At 64.1% G+C, this 24,836-nt stretch carries 24 protein-coding genes; 8 read left to right on the top strand and 16 right to left on the bottom strand.

What is annotated here, in order from left to right:
- Positions 1-67 precede the first annotated feature (67 nt).
- On the bottom strand, positions 68-376 hold the full coding sequence (locus P3T21_RS24910; protein ID WP_429258621.1) for a hypothetical protein: 309 nt from the start codon (positions 374-376) through the stop codon (positions 68-70).
- A 248-nt stretch (positions 377-624) separates the two neighbouring features.
- Here P3T21_RS24910 and P3T21_RS24905 point away from each other — a divergent pair, with 248 nt between their 5' ends.
- From P3T21_RS24905 to P3T21_RS24895, 3 genes are all read left to right on the top strand, one after another.
- The gene (locus P3T21_RS24905; protein WP_429258620.1) at positions 625-1,500 is read left to right on the top strand and encodes a GNAT family N-acetyltransferase; all 876 of its coding nucleotides are present in this window, start codon (positions 625-627) and stop codon (positions 1,498-1,500) included.
- A gap of 8 nt (positions 1,501-1,508) precedes the next feature.
- Positions 1,509-2,435, top strand: coding sequence for a 2-hydroxyacid dehydrogenase (locus P3T21_RS24900; protein WP_429258619.1), 927 nt, complete (start codon positions 1,509-1,511; stop codon positions 2,433-2,435).
- A gap of 86 nt (positions 2,436-2,521) precedes the next feature.
- Positions 2,522-3,019: an Lrp/AsnC family transcriptional regulator gene (locus tag P3T21_RS24895; protein WP_429258618.1), complete on the top strand. Its 498-nt coding sequence runs from the start codon at positions 2,522-2,524 to the stop codon at positions 3,017-3,019.
- Positions 3,020-3,052: 33 nt separating this feature from the next.
- On the opposite strand, the gene P3T21_RS24890 is transcribed toward P3T21_RS24895, so the two are convergent.
- Positions 3,053-3,979 carry a LysR substrate-binding domain-containing protein gene (locus P3T21_RS24890; RefSeq protein ID WP_429258617.1) on the bottom strand — a complete coding sequence of 309 codons (927 nt, stop codon included), beginning with the start codon at positions 3,977-3,979 and terminating at the stop codon, positions 3,053-3,055.
- Positions 3,980-4,082: 103 nt separating this feature from the next.
- Between P3T21_RS24890 and P3T21_RS24885 the strand changes: the two genes are divergently transcribed.
- The 4 genes from P3T21_RS24885 (at position 4,083) to P3T21_RS24870 (ending at position 8,650) form a co-directional block, all read left to right on the top strand.
- Positions 4,083-5,165, top strand: a complete 1,083-nt coding sequence (locus tag P3T21_RS24885; protein WP_429258616.1) for a tartrate dehydrogenase — start codon at positions 4,083-4,085, stop codon at positions 5,163-5,165.
- A gap of 28 nt (positions 5,166-5,193) precedes the next feature.
- The gene (locus P3T21_RS24880) at positions 5,194-5,538 is read left to right on the top strand and encodes a cupin domain-containing protein (RefSeq protein WP_429258615.1); all 345 of its coding nucleotides are present in this window, start codon (positions 5,194-5,196) and stop codon (positions 5,536-5,538) included.
- Positions 5,539-5,771: 233 nt separating this feature from the next.
- Positions 5,772-6,806 (top strand): ABC transporter substrate-binding protein, encoded by a 1,035-nt coding sequence (locus tag P3T21_RS24875; RefSeq protein WP_429258666.1) that lies wholly within the window; start codon positions 5,772-5,774, stop codon positions 6,804-6,806.
- A gap of 152 nt (positions 6,807-6,958) precedes the next feature.
- On the top strand, positions 6,959-8,650 hold the full coding sequence (locus P3T21_RS24870; protein ID WP_429258614.1) for a GMC family oxidoreductase: 1,692 nt from the start codon (positions 6,959-6,961) through the stop codon (positions 8,648-8,650).
- Here the strand turns inward: P3T21_RS24870 and P3T21_RS24865 are convergent.
- From P3T21_RS24865 to P3T21_RS24840, 6 genes are all read right to left on the bottom strand, one after another.
- Positions 8,638-10,065, bottom strand: a complete 1,428-nt coding sequence (locus P3T21_RS24865) for an aldehyde dehydrogenase family protein (protein ID WP_429258613.1) — start codon at positions 10,063-10,065, stop codon at positions 8,638-8,640. The two genes, P3T21_RS24870 and P3T21_RS24865, sit on opposite strands and share 13 nt — an antisense overlap.
- Before the next feature lie 22 nt (positions 10,066-10,087).
- Positions 10,088-10,882, bottom strand: coding sequence for an ABC transporter permease (locus tag P3T21_RS24860; RefSeq protein WP_429258612.1), 795 nt, complete (start codon positions 10,880-10,882; stop codon positions 10,088-10,090).
- On the bottom strand, positions 10,879-11,790 hold the full coding sequence (locus tag P3T21_RS24855; protein ID WP_429258611.1) for an ABC transporter permease: 912 nt from the start codon (positions 11,788-11,790) through the stop codon (positions 10,879-10,881). Before P3T21_RS24855 ends, P3T21_RS24860 begins: the two co-directional genes overlap by 4 nt.
- On the bottom strand, positions 11,787-13,124 hold the full coding sequence (locus P3T21_RS24850; protein WP_429258610.1) for an NAD(P)/FAD-dependent oxidoreductase: 1,338 nt from the start codon (positions 13,122-13,124) through the stop codon (positions 11,787-11,789). The genes P3T21_RS24855 and P3T21_RS24850 overlap by 4 nt, the downstream gene beginning before the upstream one ends.
- Before the next feature lie 2 nt (positions 13,125-13,126).
- A complete protein-coding gene (locus P3T21_RS24845; RefSeq protein WP_429258609.1) occupies positions 13,127-13,837 on the bottom strand; it encodes an HAD-IA family hydrolase in 711 nt (236 codons plus the stop codon).
- Between the two features lie 67 nt (positions 13,838-13,904).
- On the bottom strand, positions 13,905-14,981 hold the full coding sequence (locus P3T21_RS24840) for an ABC transporter ATP-binding protein (protein ID WP_429258608.1): 1,077 nt from the start codon (positions 14,979-14,981) through the stop codon (positions 13,905-13,907).
- Positions 14,982-15,080: 99 nt separating this feature from the next.
- Between P3T21_RS24840 and P3T21_RS24835 the strand changes: the two genes are divergently transcribed.
- Positions 15,081-16,052: a LysR family transcriptional regulator gene (locus P3T21_RS24835; RefSeq protein WP_429258607.1), complete on the top strand. Its 972-nt coding sequence runs from the start codon at positions 15,081-15,083 to the stop codon at positions 16,050-16,052.
- Positions 16,053-16,055: 3 nt separating this feature from the next.
- Here the strand turns inward: P3T21_RS24835 and P3T21_RS24830 are convergent, their stop codons facing one another.
- From P3T21_RS24830 to P3T21_RS24795, 8 genes are all read right to left on the bottom strand, one after another.
- Positions 16,056-16,418 carry a helix-turn-helix domain-containing protein gene (locus P3T21_RS24830; RefSeq protein ID WP_429258606.1) on the bottom strand — a complete coding sequence of 121 codons (363 nt, stop codon included), beginning with the start codon at positions 16,416-16,418 and terminating at the stop codon, positions 16,056-16,058.
- Positions 16,415-17,584, bottom strand: coding sequence for an NAD(P)/FAD-dependent oxidoreductase (locus tag P3T21_RS24825; protein ID WP_429258605.1), 1,170 nt, complete (start codon positions 17,582-17,584; stop codon positions 16,415-16,417). The genes P3T21_RS24830 and P3T21_RS24825 overlap by 4 nt, the downstream gene beginning before the upstream one ends.
- Positions 17,581-19,044, bottom strand: coding sequence for an FAD-dependent oxidoreductase (locus P3T21_RS24820; protein ID WP_429258604.1), 1,464 nt, complete (start codon positions 19,042-19,044; stop codon positions 17,581-17,583). Before P3T21_RS24820 ends, P3T21_RS24825 begins: the two co-directional genes overlap by 4 nt.
- Positions 19,029-19,343, bottom strand: coding sequence for a (2Fe-2S)-binding protein (locus tag P3T21_RS24815; RefSeq protein ID WP_429258603.1), 315 nt, complete (start codon positions 19,341-19,343; stop codon positions 19,029-19,031). The genes P3T21_RS24820 and P3T21_RS24815 overlap by 16 nt, the downstream gene beginning before the upstream one ends.
- Positions 19,340-21,184 (bottom strand): ABC transporter ATP-binding protein, encoded by a 1,845-nt coding sequence (locus tag P3T21_RS24810; protein ID WP_429258602.1) that lies wholly within the window; start codon positions 21,182-21,184, stop codon positions 19,340-19,342. The genes P3T21_RS24815 and P3T21_RS24810 overlap by 4 nt, the downstream gene beginning before the upstream one ends.
- Positions 21,181-22,152, bottom strand: a complete 972-nt coding sequence (locus tag P3T21_RS24805; RefSeq protein ID WP_429258601.1) for an ABC transporter permease — start codon at positions 22,150-22,152, stop codon at positions 21,181-21,183. The genes P3T21_RS24810 and P3T21_RS24805 overlap by 4 nt, the downstream gene beginning before the upstream one ends.
- A complete protein-coding gene (locus P3T21_RS24800) occupies positions 22,149-23,105 on the bottom strand; it encodes an ABC transporter permease (RefSeq protein WP_429258600.1) in 957 nt (318 codons plus the stop codon). The genes P3T21_RS24805 and P3T21_RS24800 overlap by 4 nt, the downstream gene beginning before the upstream one ends.
- A 105-nt stretch (positions 23,106-23,210) precedes the next feature.
- A complete protein-coding gene (locus tag P3T21_RS24795; RefSeq protein WP_429258599.1) occupies positions 23,211-24,827 on the bottom strand; it encodes an ABC transporter substrate-binding protein in 1,617 nt (538 codons plus the stop codon).
- Between the last annotated feature and the right edge of the window lie 9 nt (positions 24,828-24,836).

Genomic DNA, 24,836 nt, shown 5'->3' with positions numbered 1-24,836 from the left:
GTGCCCCATTGATCTGAGGAATTTTCTCACCCGCGCCGACGGGGTCCCGGGATCGTGAGCGAGGCGGCTATTCGTACGCGGCCTTATGCAAACGTATCCCGGGATAGAGCAGAATCTCATCGATGCACAAAGTCAGTTCGCAGAATATCGGCCAGGTGCTGCCGCCCAGCGCGCCGGGATGCGCCCTGCTCAGTTCGCGCAACCCGTCCGCCAGCCGCCGCACGGACGCGGGTCCGCCATTCGGCAACGGCCAGCAGTGCAACAGGTAACCGAGCGGTATGACGCTTCTGCTTTCGCACCACGTGTCGAACAGGCGCCGACACGCGCTGTTGATCTGTTCGACCGTATCTTCGTACTGTGCTGGATGAGCGGTCATAACGGGCCCGCCGAAAAAGATGATCCGATAGCCCATCCTAGGCAGGCCGACAGCGCCACACAGTAAGGAAGCCCGGAAAATGCGCCGCCGGTCTGCTGAATTTGCCGTCAGGAAATTCTGAATGCCGATGTTTGCCCGTGGGAGAGCGGGAAACCAGGCAAAAGGATCGTCCTAGCCTGAACCGGCTTCCCGATGCGACAGTACACAGCAAGCACTTCAGCAAAAGCACATCCGGCAAGGAGCGCAGCGTGTCCGACTCGTACCCGCATCACCCCATCACCTACCGCCCCTTCGAAACCCGCGACGTCGCAGCGGCGTACCGTCTGTCGACGGAAGTCCGCTGGCCACATCGCGCGGAAGACTGGGACTTCGTATCGAACATCGGGGAGGGCTTTGTCGCCGAGGACGCGAGCGGCGTGCTGGGCACGGCCCTTTGCTGGAAGTACGGCAGTGAGACCGCGTCGCTGGGGATGGTGATCGTCTCCCCGGCGCAGCAGAGCCGCGGGATCGGCCGCAAGCTGATGGAGTTATTGCTCGAAGCGCTCGGCCGGCGCGTGACGCTGCTGCACGCGACGCCTGCCGGCCAGCCGCTCTATGAGAAGCTCGGCTTCGAGAAAATCGGCACGCTGCATCAGCATCAAAGTGCAGCGTTTCAGGCACCCGCAATTGACCTTCCGCCGAACGAAACGCTGCGTCCGGTCACGCCAGACGACACGCCGCGTCTGGCGGAACTGGCCTCGCGTGCGGGTGGCCTCGACCGCAGCGCAGTGTTGCCCGCGTTGCTCGAGATCGCCGAAGGCGTCGCACTCGAACGCGACGGCGCGCTGGTCGGCTTTGCGCTGTTTCGCCCCTTCGGACGCGGCCATGCCATCGGCCCCGTGGTCGCGCTCGACACGCCCGAAAGCGCAGCAGCCCGTGCCAAAGCGCTGATCAGCTACTGGCTCGCGAAAAATACCGGCGCGTTCACTCGCATCGACATGCCAGACGGTGGCGGCCTCTCATCGTGGCTCGAGGAAATCGGCCTGCCGCGCGTCGACACGGTGGTCAAAATGGTCCGCAACGGCGTGCTCACCGCCGATCCACAAACACGCGAGTTCGGCATCATCAACCAGGCTCTCGGCTAGGCGGCACCATGAGTTTCCTCTACAAGGCAGACCCCGCCCGCGGCGAACAATGGGCGCGACTCTTCGCGCAGAAGGCGCCGGACATTCCGTTTCGCCTCTGGCCCGATGTCGGCGACGCGGCATCGGTCCGCTATCTCGCCGCGTGGCAGCCGCCAGAAAACCCCCATGCCGCGCTGCCGAATCTCGAAGTCGTGTTCTCGGTGGGCGCGGGCATCGACCAGTTCGATCTGTCCGGCGTGCCCGCTCACGTGCCGGTGGTGCGGATGATCGAGCCGGGTATTGTCGAGGGGATGGTCGAGTATGTGACGCAGGCTGTCCTCACGATCCACCGCGATCTGTTCGACTACGCCGCGCAGCAGAGCGCGTGCGTCTGGCGCGAACTGCCCGTGCGGCCGGCCGCGACGCGGCGCATCGGTGTACTCGGGCTCGGTGTGCTGGGCACCGCCGTGCTCGAACGGCTGCGCCTGTTCGGTTTCGCGTGTGCCGGCTGGAGCCGCTCGCCGCATACGCTCGACGGGATCGAATGTTACGCGGGCGCCGATACGCTCGACGCGTTTCTGGCGCGCACCGATATCCTCATCTGCCTGTTGCCGCTCACGCCTGCGACGCGCGGCCTGCTCAACAAGGCGACTTTCGATGCGCTACCGGCAGGCGCCTCGCTGATCAATGTGGGACGCGGGCCGCATCTGAATCAGGACGATCTGCTCGATGCACTTGCAGGCGGCCGCCTGCGCAACGCGATACTCGACGTCACCGATCCCGAACCGCTGCCGGCCGCGCATCCGCTCTGGACGCATCCGCGTGTGCGCATCACGCCGCACATCGCGAGTGCGACGCGCCCCGACACGGCGGTCGATGTCGTGCTCGACAACATTCGCCGCTATCGCGCAGGTCTGCCGATGATCGGACAGATCGATCGCAGGCAAGGTTATTGACGGCGCACGCATCGCCCGGCCGCCCGCAATTTTCCGCATGTTAAGATCAAACGCCACCCTCGATAAGCCGGACCGAACCCGCGACGATGAGCACCGACTGCAAGCTTGACCGCATTGATCTGCGGATATTGTCCCAGCTGCAAAAGAAAGGCCGTATCACCAACGTCGAGCTCGCCGACGCGGTCGGCCTATCGCCCAGCCCGTGCCTGATTCGCGTGAAGCGGCTGGAGAAAGCAGGCTACATCCTCGGATACGGCGCCCAGATCCAGCTCGAAAAGCTGGGTGATGTGCAGGTGGTGTTTACTGAAGTCACGCTCGCCGACCATCGGCGCGAGGACTTCATCAAGTTCGTCGCAGCGGTCAAGGACGTCGACGAGATTGTCGAGTGCCACCTCGCGAGTGGCGGCTACGACTATCTGCTGAAGTTCGTCACGCGGGGCGTCAGCCACTATCAGAGCATCGTCGAAGGCCTGCTCGATCGCAACATCGGCATCGAGAAATACTTCAGCTACGTGATCATCAAGTCGCCGTTCGTGAAAGCGCACTACCCGCTCGAGTCGCTGTTCTCGCAGAACCATCAGTGAGCAGTCGCGGCGCACGCAGTTAGCGCCCCGCCGTTACTGCTGCGCGTCGCCTGCCGTGAGGTCGGGCCACCGCGCGAATTCCTCCGCGAGAAAGTCCACGCAGACCCGCACTTTCGCCGACGACGCAACCCGCGCCGGATAAACCGCCCACACGTTCGCGGGCTGTGTGGCGTCGGGCAGCACCTGGACCAGCGCGCCGCTTTCCAGGAGCGGCCGCACGTCCCACAACGAACGCAAGACGATGCCTCGCCCCGCCAGCGCCCATTGGACCGCCACTTCGCCATGATTGGTCGAGAGCGGACCGCGAACCTTGATCGACACGGTCTCGCCGCGCACCGTCAAACGCCACACACCGAAAGGATGATCGCGCTCCTTGATCACGAGGCACGCGTGCGCCGGGAGGTCGGCAAGCTGGCGCGGCGTGCCGTGCTGCGCAAGGTAAGCAGGCGACGCGCAGAGCACCCGATGATTCTCCGCGAGCCGCCGGGCAATGAGTTGCGACGCGATGTCGTCGCCGATGCGGATGTCGAGATCGAAGCCCTCACCCGCCACATCGACGATCCGGTCGAACAGGTCGAGCCGCACGCCGAGTTGCGGATAGCGCGCGCTGAACCGCGCGAGCGCAGGCGCCACCACGTGCCGGCCGAAACCGAAACTGCTCGAAATGCGCAGCGTGCCGCGCGGCACGCGCCGCGTCGTTGAGACGTCCTCGACGAGCTGATCCATATCGTCAAGGATTTTTTCAGCCCACATGTACACACGCTCGCCGGCTTCGGTGACCGCCACGCGGCGCGTCGAGCGATGAAAGAGGCGCGTGCCCAGATCGGCTTCGAGCAGGTTGACGCGCTTGCTCACATACGCCGCGGACACCTCCAGCGCCTCCGCGGCCGCGCTGAAGCTCAATTTGCGCGCGACGGTGCAGAATACTCTCAGATCATCAAGGTTGGGCGTTTTGTTCACGATCCGTGCAGATTGACTTAACTGAAACGCCCATTCTAAATCGAAGCAGCACGAATAAACTGTGCACCTGTTCCCGTTGAACGACCCCGACAGGAGGCCTCGCATGACCCGCAAAACGTATCGCATCGCCGTGATTCCCGGCGACGGCATTGGCAAGGAGGTAATGCCCGAAGGGCTGCGCGCGCTCGACGCCGTCAGCAAACGCTTCGACATTCCGCTCGAATACCGGCATATCGAGTGGGCGAGCTGCGATTACCATGCCGCCCACGGCCAGATGATGCCGGACGACTGGAAGGCGCAACTGCAGGATTGCGATGCGATCCTGTTCGGCGCGGTCGGCTGGCCGCAGACCGTGCCCGACCATATTTCGCTCTGGGGCTCGCTCTTGAAATTCCGCCGCGAGTTCGACCAGTACATCAATCTGCGCCCGGCCCGGCTGTTCGAGGGCGTGCCGTCGCCGCTCGCGAACCGCAAGGCCGGCGACATCGATTTCATGATCGTGCGCGAAAACACCGAGGGCGAATACTCGTCGGTGGGCGGCACGATGTTCGAAGGCACCGACCGCGAATTCGTGATGCAGCAATCGATCTTCACGCGCAAGGGTTCCGAGCGGGTGCTGAAGTTCGCATTCGATCTCGCGCGGCGCCGCGAGAAGAAGGTCACCGTCGCGACGAAGAGCAACGGCATCTCGATCAGCATGCCCTGGTGGGACGCGCGCGCGGCCGAAGTCGCCGCGCAGTATCCGGATATCACGTGGGACAAACAGCATATCGACATCCTGTGCGCGCGTTTCGTACTCAATCCGGACCGCTTCGATGTGGTGGTCGCGACGAACCTGTTCGGCGACATTCTTTCGGATCTCGGCCCCGCGTGCACGGGCACGATCGGCATTGCGCCGTCGGGCAACCTGAATCCCGAGGGTGCGTTTCCGTCGCTGTTCGAGCCGGTGCACGGTTCGGCGCCCGATATCGCGGGCAAAGGCATCGCCAATCCGATCGCGATGGTCTGGTCGGCGGCGATGATGCTCGACTTTCTCGGCAAGGGCCAAGGCAAGGAGCGCGAAGCGCACGACGCGATGCTCGCGGCAATCGAAGCGGTATTGAAGGAAGGCCCGCATACGGGCGATCTGGGCGGCAAGGCGAACACGGCGGACGTCGGCAAGGCCATCGCCGGGCGTCTCGCGTAACCGGCCTATCTTTCTTCAAACGGGCACCATGAAAGTTCAACAGATCAAACAAGGCATCGCATTGCAGGGACTCGAAGACTGGGGCACGGCCGGTCTTCCGGGCACACCGGAGATCAAGGTATCAGGCGTGCAAAAGGTGATACGGGGCAGCGAATCAATTGACACGGGCGTGTTCGAATGCACGCCCGGCACGTATCGTCGCTCGGTCAAACAGGCAGAAGTCATGCACTTCCTGAGCGGGCGCGGACGCTTCACACCCGATGGCGAAGACGCCGTCCACTTCACAGGCGGCGACACGCTGTTCTTCGAGGCTCACACGGAAGGCTTGTGGGAAGTCGAAGAAACAATGCGCAAGGTCTACGTGATCTTTTAGGCCAACTTTCGAAAGAGCAATCAGGTCACACTCGAATTGACTGCCGGCGAGAACGTCAGACATAACACCATGTCATGACCACTCAAACAATTCCGGCGTTGCTCCGCCTGAATTGACTCACTATATTTTGTATCAACCCCGCGCTGTTTTGCTTCGGCGGCAAGCTGAAGGTGCAACAGCATGACCTGGAAGATGTCTTCCGTTCAACCGTGTCGAGGAAAGCCGTGATCAAAATGCCGAGGTTGGGTTCGATTGCCATAACGCTCGCGGCGAGCTTCGCCAGCGTGGCGCCGGCTCTCGCAGCAGGAAAAATCACTTTCGTCTCGCAAGGCGGCACGTATCAGGAAGCGCAGACCAAGGCAATCCTCGATCCCGCCGCAAAGGAACTCGGCATCGCCGTCAATCAGGACAGCATTCCTGATGCATGGCCGCAGATCAAGGCGCAAGGGGCAACGGGCAAACCGATCTGGGACGTCGTGGATACGCCTACGTCGAACTGTCTGCGCGGCGGCCGCGAAGGTCTGCTCGAAAAGCTCGACTTCACGAAGATTCCGAATGCAGCATCGATGCCGGAAAAATATCGCACGCCTTATTCGGTTGCCTATGAGTTCTATTCGACTGTGATTGGCTACAACAAGAAGACGTTGAAGAAAGTACCGCAAAGCTGGGCCGACTTCTGGAACGTGAAGGCGTTCCCCGGCACCCGCGCGCTGCGCAACGATCCGCAGACTGTGCTCGAAGCCGCGCTGCTCGCCGACGGCGTGGCGCGCGACAAGCTCTATCCGCTCGACGTCGATCGCGCGTTCAAGAAGCTACAGCAGATCAAGCCGGACATTACCGTGTGGTGGACGTCGGGCGGCCAGTCGGCGCAGTTGCTGCACGACGGCGAAGTGGACATGACGATGATCTGGAACGGCCGCGCGAGCGCCGTACGCAAGGACGATCCCGATGTCGACTTCACGTTCAACGACGGCATTCTGCAAAACACGCAGCTTTGTGTGCTGAAGAATGCGCCGAATCTTCCCGACGCGATCAAGTTCGTCAACGCAGCGGTGTCGCCTGAGTTGCAGGCCAATCTGCCGCTTTATATCGACTACGGTCCGGGCAATCCCGCCGCGTTCAAGACCGGCAAGATCACGCCGAAGCGTGCGAGCGAATTGCCGAGCTCGCCGGAAAATGCCGCGAAACAGGCGCTGATGTCCGAAGACTGGTGGGCATCCGACGCCGGCATTCAGGCCAAAGCACGCTGGCTGAAGTTCATGCAGTGACCATGCAGTAACGTCGCGCGTCTCTCGCAGCGCCCGCACGAACTCCGTTCTTCGCGGGCGCTTTCGTTTCGCACGCGAGGACTCGATGCATTCATGGCGTTCAAACGCACGTGTAAACGAAACGCCTTCGCCTACGCCTTCGCTTATCCAACGTGATCGACTATCTGATTCTCGGCGGCGGATCAGCCGGCTGCGTGCTCGCAGCGCGTCTGTCCGAAGATGCCGGCAAGACGGTGTGCCTCGTCGAGGCGGGCCGCGACATTTCGCAACGCACGATGCCTGCGGCGATTCGCAGCCGCTATCCGGGCCGCGCGTACCTCGACACGACGAACATCTGGCAGCAACTCAAGGCGCGCATGAGCGCGCCTGCAGCGACGCGTCGCTATGAACAGGCGCGGCTTCTCGGCGGCGGCTCGGCGATCAACGCGCTGATGGCCAATCGCGGCGCGCCCGCCGATTACGACGAGTGGGAACAACTCGGCGCGCATGGCTGGAACTGGCAAGCGTGTCTGCCGTACTTTCGCAAGCTCGAAACGGATTGCGATTTCGACGGCGAATTGCACGGCAAAAGCGGGCCGCTGCGCATTCAGCGCACCGCGTGGGCGCATATTTCGCCGTTCGTGCGCGCGGTGCTCGATACGCTCGACAAGCGCGGCCATGCGCGACACGTGGATCAAAATGGTCCGTGGGAAGACGGTACGTTCGTCGGCGCGATTGGCGTGAGCGCGGCCGGCGAACGCATTCCCACTTCCGTCTGCTATCTCGACGATAACGTGCGCGCCCGGGCCAATCTGACGATCCGCACTGACTGCATGGTCGAACGCATTCTGTTCGAAGGCAAGCGCGCGGTTGGCGCACGCATGATCGATCGCGACGGCCAGCACGTTGAACTGCGCGCTGAACATGTGATCGCGTGCGCGGGCGCGATTCATAGCCCCGCGTTGCTGCTAAGAAGCGGCATCGGCCCCGCCGACGATCTCACCGCGCTCGGCATCGAAGTCCGCGCGCGTCGTGAAGGCGTGGGCCGCAATCTGATGGAACATCCGTCGATTGCCGTGTCTGCGTTTCTGCCGCGCAGCGCACGCGCGCTGTTTCCCGACGAGCATCACGAACAGGCCATCGTGCGCTTTTCTTCGGGCTTGCCCGGCACCGCCAGCGGCGATATGCACGGCGCGATCCTGTCGCGTTCCGGCTGGCATTCGGTCGGATATCGGCTCGGAACGATCTTCTTCTGGATCAACAAGTCGTACTCGCGCGGACGGCTGAAACTGAAGTCGACCAGCGCATTCGATGAACCCGACGTCGATTTTGACATGCTGTCCGACGCGCGCGATCTGGAGCGCCTGAAGCTCGCGCTGCGCTTCGGCGCCGACACGCTCGCGGATGCGTCGATGGCCTCGTATCGCGACGCAGTCTTTTCATCGAGCTATTCGCCGCGCGTCGCCGCCATCGCCGTGCCCGGCGCACGGAACGCGTTGCAGCGCGGCGCGTTGAGTGCATTGCTCGACATCGCCGGTCCGTTGCGCGGCTGGCTGATCCGGCGCGTCGTCACAGAAGGCGTGTCGTTGCAGCAACTGCTAGGCGACGATCACGCGCTGACGCAATTCGTCACGCGCTCGGTGGGCGGCACGTGGCATCCGTCGGGCACCTGCAAGATGGGCGCGGCCGACGATCCGCTCGCCGTGACCGATGCGCGCGGCGCGGTCTACGGGGTCGAACGGTTGCACGTCTGCGACGCGTCGCTGATGCCGTCCATTCCGTGCGCGAACACCAATATACCGACGATCATGCTCGCGGAGCGGATCGCCGATCTGTTGCGCGCCGAAGCGCGTCAGTCGCCGTAGCCGACGATGCCCTTCACTTCGAGAAACGCTTCGAGCCCCCATTCGCCATATTCGCGGCCATTGCCCGACTGCTTGTAGCCGCCAAACGGCGCGCCCGCGTCCCACGACGGATAGTTCACGTATACACTGCCCGCGCGCAACTGGAACGCGACACGTCGTGCCCGCGCGGCATCGGCAGATTGCACGTAGGCGGCGAGGCCGAACGGCGTGTCGTTGGCGATGGCGATGGCGTCTGCTTCGTCGCGATACGGCATGATCGCGAGCACCGGTCCGAAGATTTCTTCGCGGGCGATACTCATCGAAGGCTTCACGTTCGCGAATACAGTCGGCTGCACGTAATAGCCGCGCGTCAAACCTTCGGGCCGACCGGTGCCGCCCGCCACGACTTGCGCGCCTTCGTCGATGCCGACCGCGATCAGCCGCTGCACACGCTCGAACTGGATTTCGCTGACGACAGGGCCCATCGTCGTGCGCGCATCGTCGGCGGAACCGACACGCTGCGCCTGCGCCGCGCGCCGCGCGATTTCGACCGCTTCGTCATGACGCGACGCGGGCACGAGCATACGCGTCGGCGCATTGCACGACTGGCCGCTATTGCCGAAACACGAATTGACGCCCGCCGTGACGGCGGTCTCGAAGTCCACGTCGTCGAGCAGAATGTTCGCCGACTTGCCGCCCAGTTCCTGATGCACGCGCTTCACGGTCGGCGCGGCGAGCGTCGCGATCTCGATGCCCGCGCGCGTCGAACCGGTGAACGACACCATGTCCACATCGGGATGACGGCACAGCGCCGCGCCGACGGTCGGCCCGTCGCCGTTCACGAGATTGAACACGCCTCGCGGCACGCCCGCGGCGTCGAGAATCTCGGCGAACAGCACGGCGTTGAGCGGCGACACTTCGCTCGGCTTGAGCACCATCGTGCAACCCGCTGCGATGGCGGGCGCGACCTTGCACACGATCTGGTTGATCGGCCAGTTCCACGGCGTGATGAGCGCGACGACGCCGACCGCTTCGTGATTGATCAGCGTCGTGCCTTTCTTGCGCTGCCACGCGAACGTCTCGCAGGTGCGCAGCAGTTCTTCCAGATGCCGCTTGCCGAGCCCGGCCTGCCACGCGTGCGACAGCGCTTTCGGCGCGCCGATCTCGCGTGAGATCGTCGCGGCCATCTCGTCGTAGCGTTCGAGATACACAGCGAGAATGCGGCGAATCAATGCGAGACGTTCGGCGGGCGTGGTCTGCGAGAACGTGACGAACGCGCGCTTTGCAGCCGCGACCGCGCGGTTGACGTCCTGCTCGTTGCCGAGCGCGATTTCCGCGAAGGCTTCTTCCGTGCACGGATCGATCACGGGCAGACGCGCGTCGCCGGACGGCTCGACCCACGCGCCGTCGATATAAAACTTCAATGCATGGTTCATGCGGTTTTCCGTTCGAATGGAATCAGGCGCGCGCCATCGACGAACGCCGGCTCACGACGACGATCATCACCAGACACAGCGTGAGCGCCGTCAGCATCGTGCTGATGGCGGCGATGGTCGGATCGATTTCGTCGCGCAACGTGACGAACATGCGCCGTGTCAGCGTCTGATTCGATCCGCCCGAAATGAAGAGCGCGACAACCGTTTCATCCAGCGCCTGAATGAACACGAACACCGCGCCCGAGATGACGCTCGCCTTGATCTGCGGCAGCGTCACGGTCAGGAAACTGCGGAAGCGGTTCATGCCGAGACTGCGCGCGACCATCTCCTGCGAGCGATCGAACGTGCGCAGATCCGCGCCGACCGAAATCAGCACGTAGGGCAAACCGAGCATCGTATCCGCGACGATCAGCCCGCCGAGCGTGTTCACATAACCCGCCTGCGAATACACGAAGAACACGCCCACCGCGACGATGATGATCGGCACCATCAACGGCAGCATCAGCAAGGTCCGCAGATAACGCATGATCCAGTGCGTGCCGTGCTGCAACGCGTAAGCGGCGGCGATGCCGAGCGGCGTCGCGATGATTGCGGCGCTGACCGACGCGATCAGCGTCGTGCGGGCGGCGTCGATCCACGCGGGGTTATCGAAGAACGCGTGATACCAGCGCAGCGAATACGCGGGCGGCGGGAACGTCATGAAACGCGTATCGGAGAACGACAGCGGCACGACAATCAGAATCGGCAGCATCAGAAAGACGAGGATCAGCACGACCCCCGCGCCAAGAACGATTCTTCCAAATGAGATCCTGTTCATTTCGCGCCCAGCGTCTTTTCAAGTGGAATCACGCGGCTCGCGGCGTAGAAGATCGCGAACACGCAGATCAGCAGCACGACGCTCACTGCACTCGCCGCGCCCCAGCTGTTATAGATCTCAACGTTGCGGCTCACGACCATCGACACCATGATCGACTTGCCGCCGCCCATCAACTCGGGCGTGATGTAAAAGCCGAGGCACAGAATGAAGACGAGCGTGACGCCCGCGACGACGCCGCTCATCGACAGTGGCAAAAACACGCGCCAGAACACATGCAGCGGCGAGCCGCCAAGACTCGCGCCCGCTTGCGACAGGTTCGACGGAATCTTCTGCATCGCCGAATAGAGCGGCAGTACCATGAACGGCAGCAGGATATGCACCATCGCGATGATCGTGCCGAACTGGTTATAGGCGAGCTGTACGGGATGATCGATCAGCCCGCTCGCCATCAGCGCCTTGTTGACGAGCCCCGTGCGTTGCAGCAACACGAGCCACGCGTAAGTTCGCACGAGCACGCTCGTCCAGAACGGCAGAATCACCATGCCGAGAATCAGCGCGCTCAGCTTCGGCGGCAGCGACGTCGCGAAATACGCAACCGGATAGCCGAGCAGCAGCGTGATCGCCGTCACGACGAAGCTCAGTTTGAACGTCAGCAGAAACGTGTCGAGATACGTGCCGGTGAACATGCGCTGGTAGTTCGCGAGCGTGAAGCCGCCGTCGTGCCAGATCGACTGCCACGACAGCCACGCAAGGGGCACCACCAGCAACACGACGATCACGAACAGCGCCGGCGCGAGCAACAGCAGCATCGCGCGATCTTCGCGCTGCTGATGACGCACCGACGGATCGATTGTGGAAGCCGGCATCAACGCGTGTCCTTCGAGAATCCGTTTGGCTGTCGTCATCATGCACCTACGGCGTCGAGAAACTGATACCACGCAGCGACGAGCCGAACGCCCGGCGCGCGCAACGAATGAAACGGCACCGGCCGCAAGCCCTGCTGCGCGAGCAGCGCAAGCTCAGGCGTCTCGCCGAGCGCAAGCGCGGCGGCATGCTGGCCGAGCAGGCTCGCCATCGCGATACCTGCACCGTTATACCCTAGACAAAAGGTCGTCGTGTCGTCACTGCGCCCGACATGCGGCAACGCATTGAAAGTCATGCCGACATAACCCGACCAGCGATACTCGACACGCACGCTCGCCAGATCGGGAAAGAGCGCGACCATTGCGCGTTGCAACGCATCGAAGCCGGTGTCCTCGCCTTCCTTGCCGAACGCATCGCGGCCGCCAAATAACATGCGTCCGTCGACCTTGCGAAACCACTTCATCATGCGGCGCGTTTCCGTATAGCTGCGCCGCTGCGGCATCAGTTTCGCATCGAGTTCCGGCGACAGCCGCCCGGTCGCGATCATCGCGCTGCGAAACGGCACGAGTTCGCGCTGATACGGCGCGGTCGCGGAAGTCAGCCCGGAATACGCATTCGTCGCGACGATCACCTGCTTCGCGCGCACCGTGCCGCCAGGCGTGCGCAGCGTGACGCCCGGGCCGGTCCGCGCGCGCGTCATCTCGACGATCGGCGTCGATTCGTAGATCGGCACATGCCGCGCCGTGAGTCCGCGTGCAAGGCCGCGCACATATTCGAGCGGCAAGATCGTGCCCGCGTCCGCGCTCAACACGCCGCCGACAAATCCTGTCGATCCCGTCTCGTGCGTCACTTCTTCACGCGATTGCACCGTCATCGACGTGTCGCCGAGCGCCGTGCGCACCCAGTCGGCTTCAGCGCGAATCGCGGCGAACGCGTGCCCGGTATGCGCGCAGCGCAGGCTGCCCGTATGCTCGAACTGCGCGCGCTCCAGCTTGAATTCGTCGATGAGCGATTCGACCACGCGCACGCCATCATGCGCGAGACGATGCATGCGCCGCGCGGTGTCGAGACCATGCATGCGTTCGATCGTCGGAAACGACAGCCTGAACTTCGACGACACCACGCCGCCGTTGCGGCCGCTTGCGCCCCAACCCACCGGGTTCGCGTCGAACACCGCGCAATCGACGCCGCGCTTTTGCAACGCATACGCCGCCGCCAGCCCTGAATAACCCGCGCCGATCACCGCCACGTCGACGATCAGATCGCGATTGAGCGGCGTGCCCGTGCTGACGGGCGCGTGTGTCACGGGCGCTCTGGCGGCCATCGCCCGCCAGAGCGAATCGGGTTGCGGGCGCAACGGTGTGGTCGGGGCGAGCATGATCAGGCCGCGCGTGCTTCGGCTTCGACGGCGTCCGCAAGCGCGGCGAGCGTCGCGAATTTGAACGTCGGCGCGGTTACCGCTTCGGGCACCGGCGTCGCGCCGAAACCCTTCAGACCCTGGCGGCGCTCGATCCAGCACGTTGCATAACCGAGCTTCGTCGCGATGCCGATGTCGTGATACTGGCTTTGCGCCGTATGCAGAATCTCACCGAACTTGAAGCCGAACGCCGCCTGACGACCACGGTTGTAGGCGAAGAATTGCGGATCGGGTTTCGCGACGCCGGTTTCATCGCAACAGACGGTATCGTCGAACGGATCGCCGAGCGTATGCGCATACGCCGACAACGCAACGCGGTCCGCATTCGTCATCGCCACCAGCCGATAGTGCTTGCGCAGGCGCTTGAGCGCCGCCACCGAGTCTTCGAACGCGGGCCATTCGAGCACGTCGCGCTGAAATGCAGCGGCCGATTGCGCGTCGTCGGGCAAACCCAGTTCTTTTGCGAGCGACAGATATACGTTCGCCATTTCATGGCTCGAACGGCCCGGCCAGGCCGCGCGGCCGCGCATGTACGGTTCGAAAATCTGTTCGTCGGTCAGGTCTTTCGCCGCCGCGCCGCCCAGGCGTCGCACCGACGCGAGCACGCCCTTTTCGAAGTTGATCAGCGTGCCGACGACATCGAACGTCAGGACCTTGAAATCGGTGAGCTTCATTGCTTCATCCTTTGCAGTTGCGTGAAATCCGAAAGCGGAATTGCCCGTACGCGGGCGGCGAGTGAAATCAGGCGGGCACAACGATGGTGTCGAGCGGATCGAGCGCGACCGTCATCTGCGCGCCCGGTTCGGGGATGCGCTTGCGCGCTTCGTAATTGCCAGGTTGTCTCAAGCTGATGGCCGTCCCGTCGGCAAGCGTCGCGAACACGCGCAGGCTTTCGCCCTGGTACAGCACTTCAGTGACGCGGCACGACAGGCGATTCGCGTTCGCGTGCGCATCGTTGCCGTCGATCACGAGCTTTTCGGTCTGCACGGCGAGCAGCAACCTGTCGCCGCGCGGCAGCGGATGCGCAGTGCGCAGCACGGTTTCGCCGAGCCTGACGGCATCGTCTCCCGCGCGGCTCACACCGAGCAGCGTCGCTTCGCCGATAAAGCTCGCGACAAACGCATCGCACGGCCGGTCATACAGACGCTCCGGCGTATCGATCTGCACGAGCTTGCCGTTCTTCAGCACCGCGACGCGGTCGCTCATCGTGAGCGCCTCGCGTTGATCGTGCGTGACATAGACAATCGTCGCGCCCAGCTTGCGATGCAGGCGGCGCAGTTCGATCTGCATGGTTTCGCGCAGCTGCTTGTCGAGCGCGGAGAGCGGCTCGTCCATCAAAATGAGTTGCGGCTCGAACACCATTGCGCGCGCAAGCGCGACACGCTGGCGCTGACCACCCGAAAGCTGGCTGATGCCGCGCCCTTCGTAGCCGCTCAATTCGACCATCGCAAGTGCATCGGCGACTTTTTTCGCCCAGCCCGCTTTCGGCTCGCGCCGCGCGCGCAGCGCAAAGGCGACGTTCTCGCCAACCGTCATATGCGGAAAGAGCGCGTAGTTCTGAAACACGATGCCGATGTTGCGCTTGTGCGGCGGCGCAAATGTAATGTCGCGTTCGCCGACCCAGACCGTGCCCGAACTCGGCTGAACGAAGCCGCCGAGAATGCCGAGCAGCGTCGTCTTGCCTGAACCCGACGGTCCCAGCAACGACACGAATTCGCCCGGCGCGATATCGAGTGAGACGTCGTCCAGCGCGACCACCGGACCGTAGCGCTTCACTGCCGACCGGATGGAAACCCCCGTTTTCGCTCGTGCATCCATGACGTCTGTCTCGCTAGAAAGCCTGCATTGAAGAAAATATAAGTCGCGATGTTTTTGGCGGCAATTCCCAAATTGTTGGATCGGGCATAACATCAGGTCATGCCAAACCTTCGCAAGAAACTGCCCAGCGCCAACGCGCTGTTCGTGTTCGAGGCAGCCGCGCGCTGCGGCAACTTCACGCGCGCCGCACAGGAACTGTATGTCAGCCAGCCCGCTGTGAGCCGCATGCTCGCGCGCATGGAGGACCATATCGGCGTGCGGTTGTTCGAGCGCGTGCGCGGCGGCATCGAACTGACCGAAAACGGCAAGATCCTGTATCGGAAGATTTCGGAAGGCTTTAGCGGCATCGAAAGTGCGATCCGCGAAATCGAGGCACGCTCGACGGGCGTGGAATCGGTCACGCTGTCGGTGTCGACGGGCTTTACGACGCATTGGCTGATGCCGCGCATGAGCCGTTTGAATCAGGCGTTTCCGTCCATCGATCTGCGTTTTCAGCTGATTTCCGGGCGCATTGGCGGGCCGCTCGTCGACGTCGATCTGGGCATGCGTTTTCTGCGCGAAGACGAGATCGACGAGAACAGCGTGTTCGTGATGCCGGAAACGCTATTGCCGGTGTGCAATCAGCGTTATCACGAGATGTCGCAAACCGATGCGCATCGCGAACACGGCGACACGGTGATCGTGATGGACGACGAAGAGCGCGGCTGGCACGACCGCTTCGCGGCGTTTGCCGGACACGGGCGGCACGTCGCCGGCATGCTGAGCTTCAACGATTACGCGATCGTCGTGCAGGCTGCGCTGCTCGGTCAGGGCATCGCGCTTGGCTGGCTCAACGTGGTGTCGCACTGGCTGGCGCAAGCCGCACTGATGCCCGCCGAGGCCGAATTGATCACGACGAGCCGCCGCTGCTGTCTCGTATGGCCCGTGAGCCGGCCGGCGCGGCCGATCGTCACCGAAGTCTGCGACTGGCTGATCGAAGAAATGCGCAACGATATGCGCATCGTCGATCGCACGTATCCAGACCTTGGTTTGCGCGCGGCGCTGAAGCAGTCAGGTCTCGTGCTTGGTTGAACCTTACGCGGCCTTGATTGCGCGCGCGCTTTGCAGGAAAGAACTCGGCGTCATGCCGCAAAAGCGCTTGAAGTGCCGCGCCAGATGACTCTGGTCGAAAAAGCCCACTTCCGCCGCCACCACCGATCCAGGCATGCCCGCGAGCAACAGCGTCTGCGCGCGCCGCACGCGCACGCCGCACAGATACTTGTACGGCGACAACCCAAACTGCTGCCGGAACACAGTCGCAAAACGCGACACGCTCAACGCCGACATGTCCGCAAGTTGCGCAAGACTCACGGCCTGATCGAAGTGCGACTCGATGAAAGCAAGCGCGTTGTCGAGAGGCGCGGGCGCGCGGGGCATCGATTGATTGAAGGTGTTCATGAAGAAATCTCGATTGTTGGCGCGACGGTGTGTGCGTGCGGCGCGCTCAGGAATCGTCTGATGGAAAAGGCGTCGAGCGGAATCGGCGTGTGGCCGGCGTCGATCAGTTCGGCCAGCGTCTCGCCGACACCCGGCCCGATCTGAAAACCCGAACCGCAGAAACCGAACGCATAGAACAGGCCGTCGATCTTCGCGCTGGGTCCGATCACCGGTTCGCCATCGGGCAGATAACTTTCGACACCACTCCATACGCGAATCACGTTGAGCGCGGAGATCGCCGGCACCAGACGCCGGAACTGTGCGATCTGCCCGATCGTATTTTCCGGCAGGACGGATGCGCGGCATGTCGCAGCATCGGCGGGACCGGGTGGGCCGCCGCCGAGGATGATGTTGCCGCGCGGAATCTGCCGGAAGTACACGCTCTCTGCCTTGAGCGACGTATACACGCCCATCGACGCACGGAACACATACGGTACGGGTTCCGTCACGGCCATCTGGGGTCCGCGCGCGACGAGTGGCGCCGGCTCGCCGAACTGCTCGCTGAGCCGGGTTGCCCACGCGCCCGCGCAGATCACCAGTTGAGGCGCGCGATAGACGTCACCGGTCGAACTCTCGACCCGGAACTCGCCGCCCTCTTTTTCGACACGCACGATCTCGGTGTTCTCGACGATCTGCGCGCCGAGCCGCGCCGCCGCGCGGGCGAATACCGGTGCTGCGAGCCGCGGATTGGCGTGCCCGTCGAGCGGCGAGATCGAAGCGGCCAGCACTTCACGGCCCAGAAACGGAAACCGTTCGAACATGGCCGCGCCATGCAGCACTTCGAGGTCGAGACCGTAGGCGCGTGCGTCCGCGGCGTAGCGATCGAAGTATTCGGCGTCGTGCGCGTGATAGCAGACACGCGTGTGGCCCGACGCGAGAAATTCGACATCTTCGCCGAGCAGTTCCCGCGCGCGACGCCAGGTAGCCAGCGCGCGATTCGCGATCGCGAGTTGCGGCAACGCACGACCCTGGCGGCGAATCCCGCCGAAATTCACGCCGCTTGCCTGCTGTCCGGTCAAACCGCGTTCGAGCAGCACCACCGAACGGTTGCGCCGCCGCAAAAAAAACGCGGTCGACGTCCCCATGATGCCGCCGCCGATGACGATCACGTCGGCTTGCTGACTCATTCGCTGAACTCCCGTGCTTCGTTCGATTCATCCCGCCCATGCTGCGCATGGTGCGTACGTTGCTTACGTTGACTATCGCAATCCGGGACTTCATTCGACGCGTCGAGCGCCATCGGCAGCGGCTTCACCGGCGCCTGGCCACGCAGCCGCCCAACCGATGACAGCGGCACACGCGCTTCAGCCGCGATCACTTCGGCCGCGGCATGGGCGCAGAAGCGCCCCTGGCAGCGGCCCATGCCGACGCGCGAAAATGCCTTCGCGCGATTCGCTTCCTGTGCGCCGGTTTCGCGGACGACGCCGCGCAACTCGCCAGCCGTCACTGCTTCGCAGCGGCACACGATGGTGTTATCGGGCAGGCTCGCAGCGAAACGCGCGGGCCATGGAAACGCCGCGCGCAAGCCCGCCGCGAAACGGCTGAAACGCGCGAGCCGGATACGGACCCGGTCGGCGCCCTGCACGGCGATGCCGAGATCGTCCAGCGCCGCGAGTGCGGCAAGGCGCCCCGACAGTTCCGCCGCATCGGCGCCGCGTACGCGTGCGCCGTCACCGGCGAGGTACACGCCCGCCACGCTCGAACGGCCATCGGTATCGACCTCGGGTAGCCACTGCTGGCTCGCGTCGTCGAAACGGAACGCGCAGCCCGCAAGATCCGCCAGTTGCGTTTCAGGACGCAGGTGATAGCCGAGACCCACGGCATCACAATCGAATGACAACCGCTCGCCGTTGGCCAACGCCACCTGCACGCCGGTCACGCCATGCTCCGCGGAACCGGCGATCAAAACCGGCGTCACGCCACGATGCACCGGCACGCGCGCCCGTCGCAGCACACCGAGGAGCGCCATGCCTTTGCGCACGGCAGCGGGTATCGCGAGCAGTTGCGGCAACGCGCGGAACCGGTCGAGCGAACGGGACGTGTCGAGCACCGCGGACACCGTCGCGCCCGCCTTCACATATTGCGCGGCGACCAGATACAGCAGCGGCCCCGTACCCATGAACACGGTCCGTGCACCGATCGCGCAGCCTTGCGACTTCAACGCGACCTGCGCACCGCCGAGGCTGTACGTGCCTGCCAGATGCCAGCCGGGCACCGGCATCAAGCGGTCGGTCGCGCCGCTGCAGACGATCAGCGCATCGAACCCGAGTTGCCGGTAACGCGTGCCACTGACCACATGCACGGTCTTCGGCCCGATGTTCCAGACCAGCGTCTCGGGCAGATAGTCGATCTGGCCGCTCTCGCGCAGTGCATCGAAATCGCGATGCAGTGAAGCGGCCCGGTCCGCCTCCGTCCCATATAACGTCTTGTACGAACGTGAAAACCCTTCCGGTTGCCGCCGATAGATCTGTCCGCCGTCGCGCCGGCCCTCGTCGATCACGACCGGCCGCAGTCCCGCTTCGACGAGCGCCGCAGCCGCCCGGACACCCGCCGGCCCCGTGCCGATCACAATCACCCGCGCGGCCATACGCCCTCCGTGCGATCGTTCAGACGCGTGAGCACCGACATGCCCGGCGCCGCGGGCGTCGTGCAGGCGCGCAGGCGTTCGCCGTCCGCGGTCCAGACCCAGCAGTCCTGGCATGCGCCCATCAGACAGAATCCCGCACGGCGTGCATCTCCAAACTCGGAATCGCGTAAGGCGTCCTGTGCGGTCAGCAGCGCGACCATCAAGGTGTCGCCTTCGGCGGCCTGCGTCGTCACGCCGTCGACTGTGATGGAAAACTGCTTGCGTCCCGTTTCCGCGACGCGTACAAAACGGGCTTTCATGCGTGCACCGCCTCGATCGTCTGGATGCGGGCCAGTTCCGCCTCCGAATGATGGCAAAGAATTTCCGCGCCGCTCGACAGCTTCTTCATGGACGGCGCCGTCACGTTGCATTTCCCGTCGATGCGCACCGGACAGCGCGCGCGGAAGCCGCACAGATCGCCGGCCTGGTTCGCCTGCGTGGTCGATGCGGCCATGGGCGGCAATGCAGTACTCGCTACGGCACGGCGCGAATCGAGCCAGCCCGGCCGCAATGCCGGCACCGAATCGACCAGTAATCCCGTGTAAGGGTGATACGGCGGCGCAGTGAGCACGTCGCGTTGCCCCGCTTCGACGCGCTGCCCGGCGTACAACACCATGACTTCGTCGCAGATCGCCCGCACCGTCGAGATGTCGTGGCTGATGAACATGTACGACACGCCGAGTTCGCGGCGCAGTTCGACGAGCAGATCGAGAATCGCTGCGCCGACCACCGTATCGAGCGCCGACGTGACTTCGTCGCAGAGGATCAGCGCGGGATCGGCGGCGAGTGCGCGCGCGAGATTCACGCGCTGCTTCTGGCCGCCCGACAGTCCGCCCGGTTGCCGCTTCGCTATCGATGCCGGCAACTTCACGAGGTCGAGCAGTTCGAGCATCCGCTTCTGCGCCGCGGCGCCCTTCAGGCCGTGATAAAACTTCATCGGCCGCGCGAGGATGTCGGCGATCGTGCTGCTCGGGTTCAACGCCGTATCGGCGTTCTGGAACACGATCTGGATGCGGCGATACTGGTCGAGCGTGCGTTGTGACAGCTTCGCGGGCAACGGTTTGCCGTCGAGCAATACTTCGCCGTGCGCGCGGTCAACCAGACCGGCCACCACGCGCGCCAACGTCGTCTTGCCCGAACCGGATTCGCCGATCACGCCGAGCGCACTGCCGCGCGCGATCCGCAGGCTGATGTCGTCGAGCACGCGCACCGCCGGCACACCCTTCGCGTCGACGCGCCCGTAGCCGGCGCTCAGCCGGTGAATTTCGAGCACGGGTGGTGCGTTGTCCTGCGCCGCACCGAGCGTCAATCCGGATTCCGGACGACGGGTTGCCGCAAGCAACTGACGGGTGTAATCGTTGACAGGCGCGTCGAGCACCTGCAACGTCGAACCGTTCTCGCGCACCGTGCCGCCGTTCAGGACGACGATGCGGTCCGCCATCTGCGCGACGACGGCAAGATCGTGCGACACATACACCGCCGTCGTGCCGAGTTCACGCACGACGCTTTTGAAGGCCGCCAGCACTTCGATCTGCGTCGTCACATCGAGCGCAGTGGTCGGCTCGTCGAACACGACCACGGCGGGATCGGTGATCAACGCCATCGCCGCCATCAAACGTTGCAACTGGCCGCCCGACACCTGGTGCGGATACCGGTCGCCGATCGTCTCCGGCGAAGGCAGCGCCAGCGAACGAAACAGCCCGATCGCCTTGTCACGCGCTGCAGCCGGTGTCATCAGGCGGTGCAGCAGCGCGGGCTCGGTCACCTGATCGATGATCGTGCGCGCCGGATTGAAGCCGGCGGACGCGCTCTGCGCGACATAGGCAACGGTGCGCGCACGCAACGCCCGGCGGCCCTTTTCGTCGAGCGCCAGCACGTCGACGTTGCCGATCCGCACCGAGCCGCCCGCGATCGAGCAGCCCGCGCGCGCATAGCCGAGCAGCGCCAGCGCGATCGTCGTCTTGCCGGAACCCGATTCACCGATCAGCGCCAGCACCTCGCCCTGCTTCACGGTGAAACTGACGCCTTTCACGATTTCGGTCAGCGAGTCCGGCACGGCGCCCGCGACCACGCGCAGGCCCTTCACTTCGACCATGTTCATTTTCCGGCTCCCTGGCCACGGCCGCTGTGGCGCCGCACGCTGTCGATCAACAGATTCACGCCGACGGTCAGCGTCGCGATCGCGACAGCCGGCATCAGCACGGCCGGTGCGCCCTCGGCGAGCCCGCCGATGTTCTCGCGCACGAGCGAGCCCCAGTCGGCGTCCGGCGGCTGCACGCCGAGACCGAGAAAACTCAGCCCGCTCAGCAGCAGCACGATGAATACGAACCGCAGGCCGAAATCGGCGAGCATCGGATGGATCATGTTCGGCAGGACTTCGACGCGCGCGATATAAAACAGCCCTTCTCCGCGCGCCTTCGCGACCTGCACGTATTCGAGCGCCATCAGGTTCACCGCGAGCGAGCGCGAGATGCGGAACGCGCCGGGGATATAGGCGAGCGCCGCGACCAGCGTCAGCATCGTGATCGATGAGCCGAACGCCGCGATCACGACCAGCGCGAGCACCTTGCTCGGAATCGAGATCAACGCGTCGAACAGGCGGCTCAGCACTTCATCGACCCAGCGCGCCGACACCGCGGCAAGCAGGCCGAAAAACGTGCCGATGCAGCTTGCCAGCACCGCCGCCGCAAGCGCGAGGCCGACCGTATAACGCGTGCCGTAAAGAATGCGGCTCAGCATGTCGCGGCCGAGAAAGTCGGTGCCGAGCGGATACGCCGCGCTGCAATGGCCGAAAATCTCCGTCGATGTCAGCGCGCCGCCGTTGTACGGCGCAACCAGCGGCCCGATGAATGCGACTGCGAGCCAGAACACAACAATGACGAAACCGATCAGACCGAGCAGCGAAAAACGTCGCACGAAGCGGCGCAGTGCGCCGGTGCTCGCAACCGGAGCGGCCGATGTTTCCGGCAGCGGATCACGTGATGACGGCTCAACGCGATCGTCCGGTTCGCCGTTCTCGGATACCGAATAGAGAACGGTCGTGGCATGGGAAGTGGCGGGTCGGTTCATCGTTGACGCAGCCTCGGGTTGGATACGATCTGACACAGGTCGGCGATCAGCACGAGCGCGAGATACGCCACGCAGAACACCATCACGCAGCCCTGCACGAGCGGCATATCGCGATTCGTGACGGCATCGACCATCAGGCTCGCAAGACCGGGATAGTTGAAGATCGATTCGACGATCACCACGCCGCCGAACAGATACGACAGGCTCAGCGCCACCGCATTGGCGATCGGCCCGATCGTATTGGGCAGCACGTGGCGCAGCACGACGCGCATCGGCGATGCGCCCTTCAGCACGGCCATCTCCACATACGAAGCGTTGAGCTGATCGAGGACGGCGGCACGCGTCATCCGTGCCATCTGTGCGACGATCACGCAGCACAGTGTCATCACCGGCATCGCGTAGATGCGCACCAGGGCGCCGAACGACGAAACCTCGGACAGATACGAGAGCGCAGGCAGCCAGCGCAGCTTCACCGCAAAAATCAGCACGGCGACGGTCGCGATCAGGAATTCGGGCACGGCGACCGTCGACAGCGTCAGTACGTTGAGCGCGCGGTCGAGCAGCGAGCCGCGGAACATCGCGGAGGCGATGCCGATCACGAGCGCAACCGGCACCGACACCAGCGCGGTGAGCCCCGCCAGCACCAGCGAATTTGGCAGACGCGTGGCGATCAGCTGGCTCACGGGCAGATTATTCGATAGCGACTGGCCGAAGTTTCCGCTCAGCATGTGCACGAGCCACTGGAAGTAGCGCTGCAACGCAGGCTGATCGAGGCCGAACTGATGACGCAGCGCCTCGACGGCTTCGGGTGTGGCGGCCTGGCCGAGCGCCTGTTGAGCCGCATCGCCAGGAAGCAGGCCGGTGATCGCGAACACCGCGGCCGACACCAGCAACAGCGTGAGCAGCCCGAGCCCGAGGCGCGCGGCGATGAGTCGTTGCGCGTGTGCTTTCATCGTGTATCGCCTCCTTCGAGTGAAACCGTGCGCCGCAGCCGCAGCGGCGCACGTTTGCAGCAAACAGCAGGACGGCCGGAGCCGGGCCGCTTCAAGCGTCAAGCCTCAAGCCTCAAGCCAGACGTTCTCGGCGAATGCAAAACCCATCAGGCCGGCAAGCGGAATCGAGCCGAGGCCCTGCAGCTTCGACGTATGCGCGTCGAGCGAGCTCTGGAACAACGGGATGCCAATGCCGCCGGTGTCGTGCACGAGCACCTGCATGTCGCCGTAGATCTGCTTGCGCTTCGCGTCGTCCGGTTCGCCGCGGGCAGCGACCAGCATCTGGTCGAACTTCGCGCTCTTCCAGTTCGCTTCGTTCCACGGCGCGTCCGACTTGAAGAACTGCGTGAACAGCACGTCGGCGCTCGGGCGTGCGTTCACCGAACCGAAGCCGAGCGGATGCTTCATCCAGTGGTTCGACCAGTAGCCGTCAGCGGGCACGCGCGTGACCTGCAGGTTGAGGCCGGCTTGCGGCGCGACCTGTTGCAGCAGCATCGCCATCTCGACCGACCCTTCGGCCGCGGGCGACGCAACGATCTGCACCGGCGCATTGCCGAGCTTTGCCTTCTGGAAGTAGAACTTCGCTTTCGACGGATCGAACGTGCGTTGCGGCAGGCCGGCCATGTAGTACTTGTTGGTCGGGTCGATCGGCTGATCGTTGCCGATCGCGCCGTAACCGCGGAACACCGCGCGGCGGATCTGTTCGCGATCGAACAGGTACGTCATGCCACGCCGGAAGTCCTCAGTGCCGGTGATGCCGCCTTCGTCGCGCATGATCAGGTCGGTGTACTGGCCGGTCTTCGTTTCGAGCACCGTGAAGCCGCTGGTGCCCTTGATGCGGTCCGTCGAACGCGGGCTCACGGCGTTGATCAGCTGCACGTCGCCGGAGAGCAGCGCATTCACGCGCGCGGATTCGTCGCCGATGCCGATCAGCTCGATCTCGTCGAGGTGCGGCATGCCCGGCTTCCAGTACTTCTCGTTCTTCACGCCGACCGTGCGCACGCCCGGCGAGAATTCCCTGACCTTGAACGGGCCGGTGCCGACTGCCGTTGTGAAGTCCTTCGTGCCGTCCTTGATGATCAGGAAGTGCGACGTCGCGAGAATCACCGGCAGGTCGGCGTTCGCGCCTTCCAGCGTGATCGTTACTTCGTTCGGGCCGGTGGCCTTCACATCCTTGATCTGGTCGGCGAGGGTCTTCGCCTTCGATGCAGTCGCCGGGTCCTTGTGGCGCATGATCGAGTAGACCACGTCGGCGGGGGCGAGCGACTTGCCGTCATGGAACTGCACGCCACTGCGCAGCTTGACGACCCACACGGTCGCGTCTTTCGTATCCAGCGATTCGGCCAGCGCCATCTTCGCGCCAAGGTGCGAGTCGAGTTCGGTCAGGCCGTTATAGAACATGTTGGCGCGTACGTAGTCAGTGCCGAGTGCGCCCTTGGCCGGATCGAGCGTATCCGACGCGGACGACGACTGCGTCGCCACGCGGATCTTGCCGCCCTGCTTCGGCTTGGCTTGCGCGAATGCCGCGCCGCTCTTCGCCAGCAGGCCCGCGCCCGTCAGCGACATCAGGCCGCCGGCGGCCATCGCGCGCAGTACTTCGCGTCGTGATGCGCCGCGCCGGGTCAGCTCTTCCAGCCGGATGCCGGCTTGCGTCAGTGCGTCAGGCGATTTGTCGTGGTTCATCGAAAGTAC

The sequence above is a fragment of the Paraburkholderia sp. GAS334 genome (assembly GCF_050436625.1).
Lineage (GTDB): Bacteria > Pseudomonadota > Gammaproteobacteria > Burkholderiales > Burkholderiaceae > Paraburkholderia.
This window is presented reverse-complemented; position numbering and strand designations above follow the sequence as displayed.

Coding starts and splice junctions, on each gene's coding strand:
- P3T21_RS24910 (WP_429258621.1), bottom strand. CDS start 376: ATGACCGCTCATCCAGCACAGTACGAAGATACGGTCGAACAGATCAAC.
- P3T21_RS24900 (WP_429258619.1), top strand. CDS start 1,509: ATGAGTTTCCTCTACAAGGCAGACCCCGCCCGCGGCGAACAATGGGCG.
- P3T21_RS24895 (WP_429258618.1), top strand. CDS start 2,522: ATGAGCACCGACTGCAAGCTTGACCGCATTGATCTGCGGATATTGTCC.
- P3T21_RS24885 (WP_429258616.1), top strand. CDS start 4,083: ATGACCCGCAAAACGTATCGCATCGCCGTGATTCCCGGCGACGGCATT.
- P3T21_RS24880 (WP_429258615.1), top strand. CDS start 5,194: ATGAAAGTTCAACAGATCAAACAAGGCATCGCATTGCAGGGACTCGAA.
- P3T21_RS24875 (WP_429258666.1), top strand. CDS start 5,772: ATGCCGAGGTTGGGTTCGATTGCCATAACGCTCGCGGCGAGCTTCGCC.
- P3T21_RS24865 (WP_429258613.1), bottom strand. CDS start 10,065: ATGAACCATGCATTGAAGTTTTATATCGACGGCGCGTGGGTCGAGCCG.
- P3T21_RS24860 (WP_429258612.1), bottom strand. CDS start 10,882: ATGAACAGGATCTCATTTGGAAGAATCGTTCTTGGCGCGGGGGTCGTG.
- P3T21_RS24855 (WP_429258611.1), bottom strand. CDS start 11,790: ATGATGACGACAGCCAAACGGATTCTCGAAGGACACGCGTTGATGCCG.
- P3T21_RS24850 (WP_429258610.1), bottom strand. CDS start 13,124: ATGCTCGCCCCGACCACACCGTTGCGCCCGCAACCCGATTCGCTCTGG.
- P3T21_RS24845 (WP_429258609.1), bottom strand. CDS start 13,837: ATGAAGCTCACCGATTTCAAGGTCCTGACGTTCGATGTCGTCGGCACG.
- P3T21_RS24840 (WP_429258608.1), bottom strand. CDS start 14,981: ATGGATGCACGAGCGAAAACGGGGGTTTCCATCCGGTCGGCAGTGAAG.
- P3T21_RS24835 (WP_429258607.1), top strand. CDS start 15,081: ATGCCAAACCTTCGCAAGAAACTGCCCAGCGCCAACGCGCTGTTCGTG.
- P3T21_RS24830 (WP_429258606.1), bottom strand. CDS start 16,418: ATGAACACCTTCAATCAATCGATGCCCCGCGCGCCCGCGCCTCTCGAC.
- P3T21_RS24825 (WP_429258605.1), bottom strand. CDS start 17,584: ATGAGTCAGCAAGCCGACGTGATCGTCATCGGCGGCGGCATCATGGGG.
- P3T21_RS24820 (WP_429258604.1), bottom strand. CDS start 19,044: ATGGCCGCGCGGGTGATTGTGATCGGCACGGGGCCGGCGGGTGTCCGG.
- P3T21_RS24815 (WP_429258603.1), bottom strand. CDS start 19,343: ATGAAAGCCCGTTTTGTACGCGTCGCGGAAACGGGACGCAAGCAGTTT.
- P3T21_RS24810 (WP_429258602.1), bottom strand. CDS start 21,184: ATGAACATGGTCGAAGTGAAGGGCCTGCGCGTGGTCGCGGGCGCCGTG.
- P3T21_RS24805 (WP_429258601.1), bottom strand. CDS start 22,152: ATGAACCGACCCGCCACTTCCCATGCCACGACCGTTCTCTATTCGGTA.
- P3T21_RS24800 (WP_429258600.1), bottom strand. CDS start 23,105: ATGAAAGCACACGCGCAACGACTCATCGCCGCGCGCCTCGGGCTCGGG.
- P3T21_RS24795 (WP_429258599.1), bottom strand. CDS start 24,827: ATGAACCACGACAAATCGCCTGACGCACTGACGCAAGCCGGCATCCGG.